12 protein-coding genes and 1 pseudogene are annotated in these 14,098 nt (G+C 72.0%); 3 read left to right on the forward strand and 10 right to left on the reverse strand.

All coding sequences use genetic code 11. The features are described from left to right. Positions 1-142: 142 nt before the first annotated feature. From cobT to ACZ418_RS23305, 7 genes and pseudogenes are all read right to left on the reverse strand, one after another. Positions 143-4,288 carry a nicotinate-nucleotide--dimethylbenzimidazole phosphoribosyltransferase gene (cobT, locus tag ACZ418_RS23275; protein ID WP_468365924.1) on the reverse strand — a complete coding sequence of 1,382 codons (4,146 nt, stop codon included), beginning with the start codon at positions 4,286-4,288 and terminating at the stop codon, positions 143-145. Between the two features lie 345 nt (positions 4,289-4,633). After that, entirely contained in the window at positions 4,634-5,860 is a 1,227-nt protein-coding gene (gene cbiE, locus ACZ418_RS23280) for a precorrin-6y C5,15-methyltransferase (decarboxylating) subunit CbiE (RefSeq protein WP_468365928.1), read from the reverse strand. A gap of 87 nt (positions 5,861-5,947) precedes the next feature. Next, complete coding sequence (locus ACZ418_RS23285) at positions 5,948-6,586, reverse strand: GNAT family N-acetyltransferase (RefSeq protein WP_468365930.1); 639 nt, start codon at positions 6,584-6,586, stop codon at positions 5,948-5,950. Between the two features lie 131 nt (positions 6,587-6,717). Then, positions 6,718-7,548 (reverse strand): MetQ/NlpA family ABC transporter substrate-binding protein, encoded by an 831-nt coding sequence (locus tag ACZ418_RS23290; RefSeq protein ID WP_468365934.1) that lies wholly within the window; start codon positions 7,546-7,548, stop codon positions 6,718-6,720. A gap of 66 nt (positions 7,549-7,614) precedes the next feature. After that, positions 7,615-8,352 (reverse strand): methionine ABC transporter permease, encoded by a 738-nt coding sequence (locus ACZ418_RS23295; RefSeq protein ID WP_468365937.1) that lies wholly within the window; start codon positions 8,350-8,352, stop codon positions 7,615-7,617. Then, a complete protein-coding gene (locus tag ACZ418_RS23300; protein ID WP_468366546.1) occupies positions 8,349-9,383 on the reverse strand; it encodes a methionine ABC transporter ATP-binding protein in 1,035 nt (344 codons plus the stop codon). The genes ACZ418_RS23295 and ACZ418_RS23300 overlap by 4 nt, the downstream gene beginning before the upstream one ends. Before the next feature lie 344 nt (positions 9,384-9,727). Beyond that, a pseudogene (locus ACZ418_RS23305) lies at positions 9,728-9,928 on the reverse strand (HAD family hydrolase); the annotation flags it as partial. A gap of 24 nt (positions 9,929-9,952) precedes the next feature. On the opposite strand from ACZ418_RS23305, the gene ACZ418_RS23310 reads away from it, so the two are divergent. Together ACZ418_RS23310 and ACZ418_RS23315 are read left to right on the forward strand one after the other, a co-directional pair. Beyond that, on the forward strand, positions 9,953-10,312 hold the full coding sequence (locus ACZ418_RS23310; protein WP_468365940.1) for a hypothetical protein: 360 nt from the start codon (positions 9,953-9,955) through the stop codon (positions 10,310-10,312). A gap of 7 nt (positions 10,313-10,319) precedes the next feature. Beyond that, positions 10,320-10,739, forward strand: a complete 420-nt coding sequence (locus tag ACZ418_RS23315; protein WP_468366549.1) for a hypothetical protein — start codon at positions 10,320-10,322, stop codon at positions 10,737-10,739. Here the strand turns inward: ACZ418_RS23315 and ACZ418_RS23320 are convergent. The 3 genes from ACZ418_RS23320 to ACZ418_RS23330 all read right to left on the reverse strand — a co-directional run bounded on the left by ACZ418_RS23320 (position 10,729) and on the right by ACZ418_RS23330 (position 13,046). Continuing rightward, entirely contained in the window at positions 10,729-11,226 is a 498-nt protein-coding gene (locus tag ACZ418_RS23320; protein WP_468366552.1) for a GNAT family N-acetyltransferase, read from the reverse strand. The genes ACZ418_RS23315 and ACZ418_RS23320 overlap by 11 nt on opposite strands. A gap of 45 nt (positions 11,227-11,271) precedes the next feature. After that, a complete protein-coding gene (locus tag ACZ418_RS23325) occupies positions 11,272-11,778 on the reverse strand; it encodes a sigma-70 family RNA polymerase sigma factor (protein ID WP_468365942.1) in 507 nt (168 codons plus the stop codon). 92 nt (positions 11,779-11,870) lie between these two features. After that, the gene (locus ACZ418_RS23330; RefSeq protein ID WP_468365945.1) at positions 11,871-13,046 is read right to left on the reverse strand and encodes a glycerophosphodiester phosphodiesterase; all 1,176 of its coding nucleotides are present in this window, start codon (positions 13,044-13,046) and stop codon (positions 11,871-11,873) included. A 363-nt stretch (positions 13,047-13,409) separates the two neighbouring features. Here ACZ418_RS23330 and ACZ418_RS23335 point away from each other — a divergent pair, with 363 nt between their 5' ends. Next, on the forward strand, positions 13,410-14,081 hold the full coding sequence (locus ACZ418_RS23335; RefSeq protein WP_468365948.1) for a lysophospholipid acyltransferase family protein: 672 nt from the start codon (positions 13,410-13,412) through the stop codon (positions 14,079-14,081). Positions 14,082-14,098: the final 17 nt, after the last annotated feature.

Raw genomic sequence — 14,098 nt, forward strand, 5'->3', positions numbered from 1 at the left:
CGTGCGGATTTTATGTTGGCCGGGCTGAAGACGGCTCAGGTGTCCGGTGGCTGGGCAACGCGGGCGGGTACGGCCGTGGGCACAACCGCGGGACGCTGGTAAGGGGCCCGGCACCGCAGTCCCGGACCCCTTGCACAGGCCGCTACTTCTCGGTGACCCCAGCCGAATCGAACGTGGCCACCTCATGCATCGCCCGTGCCGTGCTCTGCACCAGCGGCAGCGCGAGCAGCGCGCCCGTGCCCTCGCCCAGGCGGAGGTCGAGGTCGACCAGCGGGCGCAGGCCCAGCTTGTTCAACGCCGCCACATGGCCCGGCTCGGCGCTGCGGTGGCCCGCGATGCAGGCCGCGAGGACCTCGGGGGCGATGGCGCGGGCGACGAGGGCCGCGGCGCCGGCGCTGACGCCGTCCAGGATCACCGGCGTACGCAGCGAGGCGCCGCCGAGGAGCAGGCCGACCATGGCCGCGTGCTCGAAGCCGCCGATCGCGGCGAGGACGCCGATCGGATCGGCCGGGTCCGGCTGGTGGAGTTCCAGGGCGCGGCGGACGACCTCGGTCTTACGGGCCAGTGTCTCGTCGTTGATGCCGGTGCCACGGCCGGTGACCTCGGCCGGGTCGGCACCGGTGAAGACGGAGATCAGCGCGGCGGACGCCGTGGTGTTCGCGATGCCCATCTCGCCGGTGAGCAGCGCCTTGTTGCCGGCCGCCACCAGGTCGCGGGCGGTCTCGATGCCGACCTCGATGGCCGCCTTGGCCTCCTCGCGGGTCATCGCGGGGCCGGTGGTCATGTCGGACGTACCACCGCGGATCTTGCGGGGCAGCAGCCCAGGGGTGGCGGGCAGGTCGGCGGCGACACCGACGTCCACGACGCACACCTCGGCGCCCACCTGGTTGGCGAAGGCGTTGCAGACCGCTCCCCCGCCCAGGAAGTTGGCCACCATCTGGGCGGTGACCTCCTGCGGCCAGGGGGTGACGCCCTGGGCGTGCACGCCGTGGTCGCCGGCGAAGATGGCGACGGCGGCGGGCTCCGGGATCGGCGGCGGGCACTGCCGGGACAGCCCGGACAGCTGCGCGGAGATGATCTCCAGCATGCCGAGCGCGCCGGCCGGCTTGGTCATGCGCTTCTGGCGCTCCCAGGCCTCACCGAGGGCCTTGGCGTCGAGCGGGCGGATCTGTGCGACGGTCTCGGCAAGCAGGTCGTGGGGTTCCTCTCCGGGCAGGGCGCGGCGGCCGTACGTCTCCTCGTGCACCACCCAGGACAGGGGGCGTCGCTTGGACCAGCCGGCCTGCATCAGCTCGGGCTCGTCCGGGAACTCGTCGACGTACCCGACACACAGGTAGGCGACGACCTCCAGGTGCTCGGGCAGGCCGAGCGCGCGGACCATCTCCCGCTCGTCGAAGAAGCTGACCCAGCCGACGCCGAGGCCTTCGGCGCGGGCGGCGAGCCAGAGGTTCTCCACCGCGAGCGCCGAGGAGTAGGGCGCCATCTGCGGCTGGGTGTGACGGCCGAGGGTGTGCCGGCCGCCGCGGGTGGGGTCGGCGGTGACGACGATGTTGACCGGGGTGTCGAGGATGGCCTCGATCTTCAGTTCCTTGAACTGCTTGGCCCGGCCCTTCGGCAGCGACTTGGCGTACGCCTCGCGCTGACGCATCGCCAGTTCGTGCATGGTCCGCCGGGTCTCGGCGGAGCGGATGACGACGAAGTCCCAGGGCTGCGAGTGACCCACGGAGGGCGCCGTGTGGGCGGCCTCCAGGACACGCAGCAGCACCTCGTGCGGGATGGGGTCGCTGCGGAAACCGTTGCGGATGTCCCGGCGCTCGCGCATGACCTTCAGGACGGCCTCGCGCTCGGCGTCGGCGTAGCCGGGCGCGGCGGGGCCGGTGGGCTGGGATGCTTCCGCCACGACGGCCGTGCTCTCTTCTTCCTGGTCTTCCTGGTCGGCGGCTCTGGTCCGCAGGTCCTCCGCGTGCTGTACGACATCGGGGGCCGCCGCGGCTGCGGGCTCGGCCTCACGGGGTGCCGGCACCGTGGCCGCGGGCTCCTGCGCGTCCTCCGTGGGGAGGACCAGGGGCTGCGGCGGGGTCGGCGCCAGGTGCGGGGTCGTGGGTACCTGGCCCTCGACCTGCACGAACTGCCCGAGCGGCTGCCCCGGGTGCGCCTCAAGCGGAACGTTGGACGGCAGCGGCCCGGCCTGCTCGGCGCTCTCCGGGTGCGCGGCGGAGCCGTCGGCGGGGTGGCCGGGGGCGACCGGCACGGCGGCGGCCCCGGTGGTGGGCTGCGTCTGCGGGCCTGCGGGCGCGTCCACGCCGTTCGCGGGGGCTGCCCCGTCGACGGCAGCGGCCTGGCCGAGCTGGTGGACCGCGTCCTGGGCGACCGGCTCGGCCTGGGCCTCAACCTGCGGCTGCGGTACGGCGGCGGGCTGCGCCATGCCGGCGACGGCCTCGGCGGTGGCCGCGACGGGTTCGGCCAGCTGGGGGCCCTGCGCCGGGTAGGGGTGCGGCTCCGGCGCGCCGGCACCGTCAGCGGCGGCCGCGGCCGGTGTGGCGTCCTGCGCCGGCTCCGGAGCGTGGGCCGGAGTGCCGGGCTCGGCCACAACCACCGGTTCGGGCGCCGGTACGGCTTCCGCGGCGGGCGCGTCCTGGGCAGCGGAGGGCCGGCCCTCGACCGCGCCGGGGCCCTCCACCATGCCGTGCGCCTCGACCGCGCCGGGCCGGCCATCCACCGTGCCGGGCTCCTCCGTCAGGCCGGGCTGACCCTCCACCACAGCGGGCTGCGGGGGCACCGCGCCCGGCTGTGGCTCCACGGCAACGGGGCTGTTCGGGTCCGGCTGTGCCGGGGCGGCGGCCTCCCCGCCGAACTGGGCCGCGCCCGGGACCTGCTGTGCGGGAACGGGGTCCGCGATCTCGGCGGCGCCCTGCGCGGCGACCGCCTCCGGAGCGGTCGGGGCGCCCTGCCCGGAGTCGGCGACGGGCGCGACCTCGCCCTGCTCGGAGGCCTCGCCGGGCCGAGCGGGGTCCGAGGGCTGAGCCTGCGCGGACGGTTCGGCGCCGGTGGCCGCCGCCCGAGCGTCGTCCGGCACCTGACCGGGCACGGGCTCGCCCGGCACCGTCTGAACCTGGGTCGCATGAGCGTCACCCGGACCGGCGGGGTGCACCGGCGCGGTCTCCGGCGCGAGGCCGGCCGCGGCCGGATCGGCGGCCGCGTCTGCCCCCACGGCGCCGGCCTGCTCGGCCCCGGGCGCCATCCCGGCACCCTCGGCAGTCAGTCCGGCCTGCGCCTCGGCCGCGGGCGCACCGGCGCCGGCGTCGAGGCCACCGTCCACGGCGGCGGTGGAGTCCACCGGCTGCATACCGGTCACGCCCTGACCGGCCTCACCGGAGGGCTGCCGGACTCCCTCGGCGGCCTGGCCGGGGACGGGCGCCTGCACACCCTCGGGGCCTTCGGCCGCGGCGGGGTCGAAAGCGCCGTCGGGCCCGTGCCCGGCGACCAGCGGCTGAACGCCTTCGGGCACCGCGCCCGCAGGGGCCGCGTACACGCCGTCGTGGCCATGCACCGGCTGCATGCCGTCGTGGCCGTGGACCACCTGCGCGGTGCCCGGCGTGGGGGCGGCCGCCTGATTGGTGAGGCGGGCGACGGCGGCCTGGGCGGCGCCGGACGGTTCGGCCGGGGCGGCAGCCGGGTCAACCGTTTCGGCAGCCGGTGTCTGCACACCGACCTGGGCCACCGCGACCGCCTCGGGGACAGCGGGCGCCGCGCCCCAGGGGGCCGCGCTCTGCGGCGCCATGTCGCGCAGCGGCTGGGCGTCGAGGTACTCGGGGCCGGTCGTCGCCGGACCGGGCTGCCGTACCGGCGCTCCGGCCGGGCCGCGGTCGGCGAGGGAGCGGACCGGGCTGGCGGAGACGTCGGGGATCGGCGGGCCGAGGTGCAGCGGACGGCGCGGCGGCTGCGGGGTGGCCGGCTGGTCCTGCGGGGCCGAGAGGATCGGTGACGGCGGCACGGACGCCGGGGCCGGGTTCGGCAGGCGGACGCCGCTGAGGTCGACGGAGCCGCTGTCGCGGCCGGCCGTCTCGTGCGGGCCCGGCTCGTGGACGGCCTCGACGACCGGTTCCGGAGCGGGTGGCGGCACCTCGTTGCCCCACGCGCCCTGGGCGCCCGGCAGCAACAGGTCTTCGTCCTCGGCGGGTGCCTCGGAGAGGTAGGTGTACGCACCGTGCGCGGGGACGCCCGGCTGCTCCACCATGCCTGCGCTCTCCGGCTGCCCCTCGGCCGGGACCTGGCCGGTGTCGGTCATGCGTACCCCTCGCCCATCGGTTTAGTGCTCCTACGACCAGCTCACCCGGAACGGCGCACCGACCGCCCGTAGTGAAGAACGAGCGTCCGTGCCCAGCGGCACGAACGACCCTCCGGAAAAGGCGACAAAGCCATTCAGTGGCATTGTCCCGGCCGTTCCGCCGTCGCGACAGCATGATCCGCGACAGCCCGCTGTGGACTGCGCCACGTTGCGCGTCCTCCGGTTCCGCAGTACCACACCCACCCCAAAACGGGTGTGCTTTCCGGACATTGACGAACGAACTTCCGGTCCGCCGGGTGTGGCACAACGATCGGCCAGCCTACCGCGCGCAGTACGACAACAGGATCACGGGGCGCGATCCGGGAGCATCCCGGTGAGCAGGAATACGACGCTCCGCTCCGTCTCGGTCCAGGCGCGGGTGTCGAGTTCGACCGACTGCAGCAGCGCGCACTCGACGCGGTATCCGTGCTCGGTCAGGTCGCGGCCGACGAGTTCGGCCGCGTCGCGGGTCGCGGCGTGCGTGACGATGCGCTGCGGGCGCCGGTCGGCGACCGCGGAGACCACGGCCGCTCCCCCGCCGCCGACCCGGACGACGTCCGGTTCGGGCAGGTTCTCCAGGACGTGCGGGGCGGTGCCCTGGACCACTTGGAGCTGGACGCCGTACCGGCGCGCGGCCGCCTCGGTCCGGGCGCAGGCCCCCGGGTCCCGGTCGACGGCGATGACGGCGGCTCCGGCGCGCGCGGCCTCGGCGGCGAACGCGCCGGAGCCGCAGCCGATGTCCCAGACCAGGTCGCCGACCCGGGGCCCGAGGCGGGCGAGTTGGGCGGCGCGCAGCAGCTCCGTCTCGCCCTCGCCGAGCCCGCCGCCGGGTCCGTCGTCGCGGTACGAGGCGTCGGGCTGCACCCAGCCGCGCGGGCCGGCGCCCGGATCGCGTCCGGCGATCCAGCCGCCGCTGCCACCGGCCCCCGCGGGTCCGCCGATGACGATGACCACGTTGGGGTCGCGCCAGGTGTGGTCGGCGGCCTTGTCGGAGGTGACGACGGTGACCTGCTCGCGTTCGGTGCCCAGTTCCTCGCAGATGACGAAGGTCCGGTGGACGCCCTCCAGCAGGAGTCCGAGTTCGGCGGGTCCGGCGCCGGGTGCGGTGAGGACGGCGACCTTGGTGTGGGCGCGGCAGACGTTCACGGCCCGGCGCAGGGTGCGCGGGTGGGCGACGACGACCTGGGCGTCGTCCCAGGGCATGCCGGCACGGGCGAAGGCGGCGGCCACGGCGGAGACGGCGGGGACGACCTCGACCTCCAGGCCGAACTCCGGGGCGCGCAGGGTGCGCACGACGCCGAAGAAGCCGGGGTCGCCGTCGGCGAACACGACGGCGGTGCCGCGGTGGGCGGCGATCCGGCGGGCGGCGAGCGCGACGCTGCCCAGGCGGATGCGTTCGGCGGTGGGCGGGACCTCGGGCAGCGCCAGGTGGTGGGCCGCGCCCGCCACGAGCGTGGCGGCGCCGAGGGCGGCACGTGCCGCGTCGGTCAGCGGCGAGCCGTCCCAGCCGATCACCGTGACCCGGTCGGCCATCGTCGTCTCTCTCCAGGTCTTCGCAGATCGTCAGGGGTGCGGGCCCGTATCCGGGCTCCCTGAGCGTACCTGGTGAGGCTCTGAGGCTCAGTTCCAGTCGGAGTACGACGCGAAACCGCCCGTGTCGGCCAGCTGCTCGCCGGCCCCGGCCAGGTCTTCCGGCAGCAGACTCCAGACGATGACGTCGGTGCGGACATCCGTCCAGGTGCCGTCCGCTGTTCTGCTGCGCGCTATCCAGGCGCCCCGCAGCACGCCCTCGCTGATGCAGCCGATCTTCTGGGCGACCTGCTGGGAGGCGGTGTTGTCGGCGGCGGTGCGCAGCTCCAGGCGTTCGAACTTCTGGTCGTGGAACAGCCACTGCGCGGTGGCCAGGGCGGCCTCGGAGGCATAGCCCTCGCCGCGGGCCCAGGGCGCGACGACGTAGGCGATCTCCGCCGAGCGCACCCGCCAGTCGGTGTTGCTCAGATGGACGGTGCCGACCAGACGCTGGGTGAGGAACTCGTCGACGGCGAACACGATGCCGCGGCCGTCGGCGCGTTCGGCGGGAGCCTGTGCGGTGATCCAGTCCCGGGCGTCGGCCTCGGTGTAGGGCTGGGGAACCGAAGTCCAGGTGGTGACCAGTTCGTCGTTCATCATCTCGGCGAAGGCCTCGATGTCCGACTCCTCGAAGGGGCGCAGGACCAACCGCTCCGTGCTGATGGAGATGTTGGGAAAGGTGCCAGTCATGCGCCGCTCCATAACTTCTGAAAAACCTTCAGGGGCTGCTGAACTGCCCAGCATGCAGCATGAAACCACTGAACCGCACGACGGGGTCCACCCCGGGTGAGGGAGTGGACCCCGTAGCTGTGCGAGGCGGCTCAGAAGGACGGGATGACCGAGCCCTGGTACTTGTCCTCGATGAACTTCTTGACCTCGGGCGAGACGAGGAGCTTGGCGAGCTTCTTGACCCGCGGGTCCTTCTCGTTGCCCTTCTTCACGGCGAGGAAGTTGCCGTAGGGGTTGTTCTTCGCGGACTCCAGGACGATGGCGTCCTTTGCGGGCTTCAGACCCGCGGAGATGGCGTAGTTGCCGTTCACCACGGCCGCGTCGACGTCGTCCAGGGAGCGCGGGGTCTGCGCGGCCTCGACCTCCTTGAACTGGAGGTGCTTGGGGTTCTTGGTGATGTCCTGCGGGGTGGCCTCGTTGCCGACGCCGGACTTGAGGGTGATGAGCCCGTTGTCGGCGAGCAGCTTCAGGGCGCGGGCCTCGTTGACGGCGTCGTTCGGGACGGCGATGGTCGCACCGCTCTTCAGGGCGTCGGCCTTCTTGACCTTGTGGGAGTACAGGCCGAGCGGCTCCAGGTGCACCGTGACGACGGGCACGATGTGGGTGCCGCGCTTGCTGTTGAAGTCGTCCAGGTACGGCTGGTTCTGGAAGTAGTTGGCGTCCACCGAGCCGTCCTCGGTCGCCGTGTTCGGCGTGATGTAGTCCGTGAACTCCTTGACCTCCAGGTCGAGGCCCGCCTTCTTCGCCAGGTTCTTCTTGACGAAGTTCAGGATCTCGGCGTGCGGGGTCGGGCTCGCGGCGACGACCAGCGGGCCGCTGTAGTCGGAGGAGGCGGAGTCCTTGCCGGAGCCGCAGGCGGTCAGCCCGAAGGTGAGGGCTCCGGCGGCGAGGACGGCGGTGGTGAGCTTGGCGGTGTTACGCACGAAAAGTGCCTTTCCTTAAGGGTGGTGCGACCCCGTGTATGGGTGTACGGGGAGTCTTTGAGGGCCTCAGGCGGCCTTGCTGACGTCGGCCGCGGCGGGCTCCTCGGCCTTGAGCAGGCGGAGCTTCGGCACCGGGCCGGAGCGGCCGCCGCGGGCGTGCAGGGAGCGGGCCGCGAGGTCGCCGGCGAACTGGATCAGGGAGATCACGACGGCGAGGATGGCGACGGTGATCCACATCAGCTCGGTCTCGAAGCGCTGGTAGCCGTACCGGACGGCGAGGTCGCCGAGGCCGCCGCCGCCGACCGTGCCGGCCATGGCGGAGTAGCCGATGAGCGCGATGACCGTGGTGGTGGTGCTGGCGAGCAGTGAGGGCAGGGCCTCGGGGACGAGGACCTTGCGGACGATGGTCCAGGTGTTGCCGCCCATGGACTGGACGGCCTCGACGAGACCGTTGTCCACTTCGCGGACAGCCGTCTCGACCAGCCGGGCGAAGAACGGGATGCCGCCGATGGCGAGCGGCACGATCGCGGCGGTCGTACCGATGGTCGTCCCGGTGACCCAGCGCGTGAAGCTCATGAGGGCGACCATCAGGATGATGAACGGCATGGACCGGCCGATGTTCACGATCTGGCCGATCACCTTGTTGGCGAGGACGTTCTGCAGCAGGCCGCCCCGGTCCGTGAGGACGAGGAGGATGCCGAGCGGGAGGCCGGCGGCGACGGCGATCAGGGTCGACCAGAGCACCATCTGGAACGTCTCGGTACACGCCTGCGACAGCAGCGGCTGCATCTCGGACCAGGTCACTTGGCACCTTCCTTCACCAGCAGAGCCTCCTGGCCCACGACGTCGATGTGCAGGCCCTGTTCGCGCAGGAACCCGATCGGCACCACGTTGTCCTCGTAGCGGCCGGGCAGTTCGATGCGCATGCGGCCGATCTGCAGGCCGCCGACGGTGTCGATGGCGGCGCCGAGGATCGAGATGTCGATGTTGTAGGTGCGGGAGAGCTGGGAGATGACCGGCTGGGTGGCGGCCTCGCCGTGGAAGGTGACGTCGACGACGGTCCGGTCGGCGCCGGTGCCCTCGCCGCTCACCGGGAACAGCGCGGCGGCCAGCTCGGAGCCGGGGGTGGCCAGCAGCTCGCTGACCGTGCCGGACTCCACGATCCGGCCCTTCTCCATGAGGGCGGCGGAGTCGCAGACCGCCTTCACGACGTCCATCTCGTGGGTGATGAGCAGGACGGTCAGGCCCAGCTGCCGGTTCAGGTCGCGCAGCAGCTGGAGGATGGAGCGGGTGGTCTCGGGGTCGAGGGCGCTGGTGGCCTCGTCGGAGAGCAGCACCTTGGGGTCGCCGGCGAGGGCGCGGGCGATGCCGACGCGCTGCTTCTGGCCGCCGGACAGCTGGGCCGGGTAGGCCCTCGCCTTGTCGGCGAGGCCGACCAGGTCGAGCAGTTCCAGCGCCTTGCGGGACCGTTCCCTGCCGGACGTACCGAGGATCTCCAGCGGCAGCTCGACGTTGTCCTGCACGGTCCGCGAGGAGAGCAGGTTGAAGTGCTGGAAGACCATGCCGATGCGGCTGCGCGCCCGGCGCAGCTCCTTGCCGGCGCGCGGGCCGCGGCCGGCGAGGGCGGTGAGGTCCTGTCCGGCGACGGTCACGGTGCCGGAGGTGGGGCGCTCCAGCAGGTTGACGCAGCGGATGAGGGAGGACTTGCCGGCGCCGGACTGGCCGATGACGCCGTAGACCTCGCCTTCGCGGACGTGGAGATCGACGCCGTCGAGGGCGGTGACCTCACGGCCGCGGGAGCGGTAGACCTTGGTCAGGCCCGAGGTGGTGATCACAGGATTTCCGTCACTGTCGAGTGCGCGGGCGTGGGTGTGCCCGGGCACGGGTGCATGCGGTTCAGGCATGGGAAGTGGAGTTACGTCTCGTGCGGAACGCGGCGCACGGACATGCCACGGCTCTCGCTTCGGGGCGCGAGGCTCAGCTGATGCGGGGGCCCTCTAGCAGGCTCACATTCGACACATCAGGCGACACATACAACGAGCACCGGGCGTCATGGTCGCCTCGGTCGCAAGGGTGCGGCAGCTCGTCGTGGTCATGCGATCAGTAAAGCAGACGTACGGTCCTGACCGGTCGCCGCTGTCCGGATAGTGGACAGCGGCGGACAGCCCATAACGGGCACTCAGTGGCGGACGGAGATCTCCACGCCCCGTTGGTGACCAGTGCTGACAAGGCCGACAGGTCCGTCACCGACCAGATCGGCGTCGAGTTCCTCCGCGCGGTGGGTTGTGGTCAACGCCACGGTGGTCATTCCGGCGGCGCGGCCCGCTTGGAGCCCGGCCGGGTGATCAGCGTCTTGGGCGGGGTCGGCGGCCGGCGCCCGTTTCGGCCGTAATAAGGTCACCGCATGCTCAATGCCCTGACGCTGGTGACCGGGGTCGCCGCGCTGCTGCTCGCCGCCTGGTGCGGCTGGGCCGCCTACCGGGACCAGCCGACCAAGGACTGGCACTTCATCGGCATGGCCGTGGTGTCGCTGCTGGCCGTGGTCCAGCTGGTGGTCGGGATCGTGCAGGTGGCGCGGGGCGAGAAGCCGGCGCAGGGTACGACGATCTTCGTGGCGTATCTGCTGGGCGCGTTCGCGTGTGTTCCGGCGGCGGGGTTCATGTCCCTGGCCGAGCGGACCAAGTGGGGCTCGGTGACGGTGGCCGCGGGCGGTGTGGTGCTGGCTGTGCTGGAGGTGCGGCTCTATGACATCTGGGGAGGCTGAGACCGAGATGACGGCGGTGGAGGAGAAGCCGGCCCGGTTGATCGGTGGGCCGGGCATGCTGCTCGTCTGGTTCTACGGCGTGATGGTGGTCGGGGCGGTGTCGCGTTCCGCGTACCAGATCTCCACGGAGTTCGACCGGGCGCCGCTGGCGTACTCGCTGTCGGCGGTGGCGGGCGTGGTGTACGGGTTCATCACGTACACGCTGATCCGGGGCGGGGAGACCGCTCGGCGGGCGGCATTGGTGTGCTGCGCCGCCGAGCTCGCGGGTGTGCTTCTGGTCGGTACCTGGACCCTGGTCGACCATTCGGCGTTCCCGGACGCGACGGTCTGGTCGTACTACGGGGCGGGGTACATCTTCATTCCGGTGCTGCTGCCGGTTTCCGCGATGTACTGGCTGCGGAAGGCGCGCAACACCGTCAAGCCGTAGCCGCGTACGTCCCCGCCGGCTTCTCCAGAATGATCATCTCCACGCCGTCCGCGCCCTTGGACCGGCCCACCGTCTCGTAGCCGGAGCGGCGGTACAGGCGGAGGTTGCCCTCGCTGCGGTGGCCGGTGAAGAGGCGGAAGCGGGTGGCGCCGCGCTCCGCCACGAGCGCCGCCTCGGCCGCGCGGAGCAGTCGCGCGCCGATGCCGTGGCCCTGCAGGCGGGGGTGGACGCAGAGTTTGCCGATGGCGGCCGCGCCGTCCTCGGCCACCTTGCCGCGGACCGAGCCGACCACCTCCTCGCCGAGCCGGGCGACGAAGACGCAGTCGGAGGCGACCTCCTGGCGGACGGAGTCCAGGGTTTGGACGAGCGGGTCGATGCGGTAGTTGCCGTACAGCGCCGCCTCGCTCTGGAAGCACAGGTACTGGAGCCTGAAGATCTGCTCCGCGTCCTGCTCGGTCGCCACCGAGATGGTCACGCTCATGCCCATGTGCGCACGCCTCCCGCTCACCTGATCACCTGTCGTCCCTCACTCCTATCCCCGCACTTCGCGGGCCGCAACCTCCGGCGTGAGCAATCGACGCAGACATCCAAGACATCTGGAGCGTTCCGGGCCGAGACTGCCCTGTGAGATACCCAACTCCCCCGCGATCTCCCGGTATGTCAGGTCCTTCGGGGACAGCAGGGCCTCGATGAGCCGGGGGCAGCGGCCGGGCAGCCGGCGCACCGCGTCGCGCAGCGCGCGGTACCGGGCGGCCGTGAGGGCGAGTTGCTCGGGATCGGTGCGGGCGTCGTCGGCCGGCTCGGCGCCGTACGGGCGTTCCCGGCGGGTGGTACGGCGGCTGCGACGAGCCTCGGCGCGTACGGCCTTGCGCAGCCAGCCGTGCGGGTCCGGCGGCGGCCCCTCGGTCTCCAGCCGCTCCAGCAGGCGGAGCCAGACGGCCTGTTCCAGGTCGCCCGGCTCGCTCCCGGCGGCATATGCCTCGGCCGAGGCCTCGGCGGTGAGCAGCGGGCCCAGGGCGGCTACCAGGTCGTGGGTCATATGCGGAACGACGCGCCGCCCCGGGAGCCGGTTTCCGGGGCGGCGCACAGTCACCCCGAACGGGGTGACGGCAGGGCAGCGGGTTGACGCGGTCAGCCGGCCAGGAAGTCGGCGCGGGCGAGCACGCCGGTGTCGGCGTTGTCCGTGAAGACGCCGTCGATGCCGGTCGCGAAGTACGTCTTGAAGGCGCCGAAGGGGTCGCCGTAGCCGTCGGCCGCGCTGCCCTTGCGGTACTCGGCCGGGAGGAAGGGGTTCTCGTTGCGCATGGTGTAGGGGTGCAGGACCAGGCCCACCTTGTGCGCGTCGGAGACCAGGGTGGTCGGCTTGGTGAGGTTGCCGTTCGCGTCCTTCGGGATGATCAGGTCCAGGGTCGGGCCGATGCCCTGGGCGTAGCCGGCGATCTCCCTGAGGCCCTTGGGGGTGATCAGGTCGGCGACCGTACGGGGATCGCCCGCCTCGACGAAGTCGTAGGGGCGGCTGTTGGCGGAAGAGAGCAGCACGACGAGCGGGTTGTCGACCAGCTGGTTCAGCTTCTGGATGCTGCTGGGCTCGAAGGACTGCAGGATGACCGGCGAGTTCCGGCCGTCCTTGCCGTACTTGCGCAGCAGCGTCGCGAGCCGCTCCTCAAGGCCCAGGCCGAGCTTGCGGAAGTAGGTGGGGTGCTTGGTCTCGGGGTAGATCCAGACCTGCTTGCCGCGCTTGCGGGTCTGCTCGTCCTGCCACTTCAGGACCTCTTCGAACGTGGGGATCTCCCAGCGCCCGTTGTAGAGGGTGTTGTGCGGCCGGTTGGCCGGTATGCGCTCGACCGCGCGCAGGGTCTTCAGCTCGGCGAGCGTGAAGTCCTCGGTGAACCAGCCGGTGGTGGCGACCCCGTCCAGCATCTTGGTGGTCTTGCGGTCGGCGAACTCCGGGTGCGAGGCGACGTCGGTGGTGCCGCCGATCTCCGGCTCGTGCCGGCAGACCAGATGACCGTCCTTGGTGGGCACCAGGTCACCGGCCTCGACGACGTCGGCGCCCAGGTCCAGGGCCAGGTTGTACGAGCCGAAGGTGTGCTCGGGGCGGTAGCCGCTGGCACCGCGGTGGCCGATGATCGTCGGCACCGGCAGGCTCTTCAGGCCCCGGCCGCCCGGTCCGGCCGGCCGGGTCCCGGCGGCCTCGGCCGCGCCCGGCAGCCCGAGGACCGCCCCGCTCGCGCCGAACACCGCCGCGCCGAGGATCGCCCGCCGCCCGGTGCCCTGAGTCTTCTCGTTCGCCTGGTCGCTGCCCATCAGCGCCCTCCTGCCGTCGGTCGTGAGTGCGGGCCGATCGTAGGGGCGCACACATGACCGCGGGGAGGCCCTCGACGGAACACGCGGGTGACTCCGTATGTCCTGTGGGAGGCGGGTGCTGACGGGCCGTCGCATCGCCGGTCGGAGCCGGGCGGCCGAGTGGGTGACGCTTCGCGCGATCTCCGTCACACCGTGGCAGAGGTGTTACGGCGCGTTCCCGCGGCGTCACCGCAGGTAAACCCACGTCAACACTTCGTAAGACCTCGGTGAACCGGCCGCACCCGATGTGCGCCGGGCCCGGGGCCGCGAGTAATGTCCTCACCTGCACAGACTCATATCGACCTCTCGACATCGGAGGCCCCGTTGTCCCGCTTCGCGCTCATCAAGGCAGTGCTCGGACCGATCATGCGCCTGATGTTCCGCCCACAGGTGGAGGGCGTGGAGCACATCCCCGGCGACGGGCCGGTCATTCTGGCCGGTAATCACCTCACCTTCATCGACTCGATCGTGCTGCCGCTCGTCACCAAGCGGCAGGTGTTCTTCATCGGCAAGGACGAGTACGTCACCGGCAAGGGCGTCAAGGGCCGGCTGATGGCCTGGTTCTTCACCGGCGTCGGCATGATCCCGGTGGACCGGGACGGCGCGAGCGGCGGCGTGGCCGCGCTGATGACCGGACGGCGGATCCTGGAGGAGGGCAAGATCTTCGGGATCTACCCCGAGGGCACGCGGTCGCCCGACGGCCGGCTGTACCGGGGGCGCACCGGTATCGCGCGGCTGACGCTGATGACCTGTGCGCCGGTCGTTCCGTTCGCCATGATCGGCACGGACAAGTTGCAGCCGGGGGGTCGGGGTATTCCGCGGCCCGGCAAGGTGACCGTTCGGTTCGGTGCGGCGATGGAGTTCTCCCGGTACGAGGGGATGGACCGGGACCGGTATGTGCTGCGGGCTGTGACCGACTCCGTGATGGCTGAGGTCATGCGGCTGTCGGGGCAGGAGTACGTGGACATGTACGCGACGAAGGCAAAGGCTGCCTAGCGCCGCTGGCAGTTCGG

Source organism: Streptomyces sp. NPDC030820, from assembly GCF_055572075.1.

Coding starts and splice junctions, on each gene's coding strand:
- ACZ418_RS23310 (WP_468365940.1), top strand. CDS start 9,953: ATGCTCAATGCCCTGACGCTGGTGACCGGGGTCGCCGCGCTGCTGCTC.
- ACZ418_RS23330 (WP_468365945.1), bottom strand. CDS start 13,046: ATGGGCAGCGACCAGGCGAACGAGAAGACTCAGGGCACCGGGCGGCGG.
- ACZ418_RS23320 (WP_468366552.1), bottom strand. CDS start 11,226: ATGGGCATGAGCGTGACCATCTCGGTGGCGACCGAGCAGGACGCGGAG.
- ACZ418_RS23285 (WP_468365930.1), bottom strand. CDS start 6,586: ATGACTGGCACCTTTCCCAACATCTCCATCAGCACGGAGCGGTTGGTC.
- cbiE (WP_468365928.1), bottom strand. CDS start 5,860: ATGGCCGACCGGGTCACGGTGATCGGCTGGGACGGCTCGCCGCTGACC.
- ACZ418_RS23315 (WP_468366549.1), top strand. CDS start 10,320: ATGACGGCGGTGGAGGAGAAGCCGGCCCGGTTGATCGGTGGGCCGGGC.
- ACZ418_RS23325 (WP_468365942.1), bottom strand. CDS start 11,778: ATGACCCACGACCTGGTAGCCGCCCTGGGCCCGCTGCTCACCGCCGAG.
- cobT (WP_468365924.1), bottom strand. CDS start 4,288: ATGACCGACACCGGCCAGGTCCCGGCCGAGGGGCAGCCGGAGAGCGCA.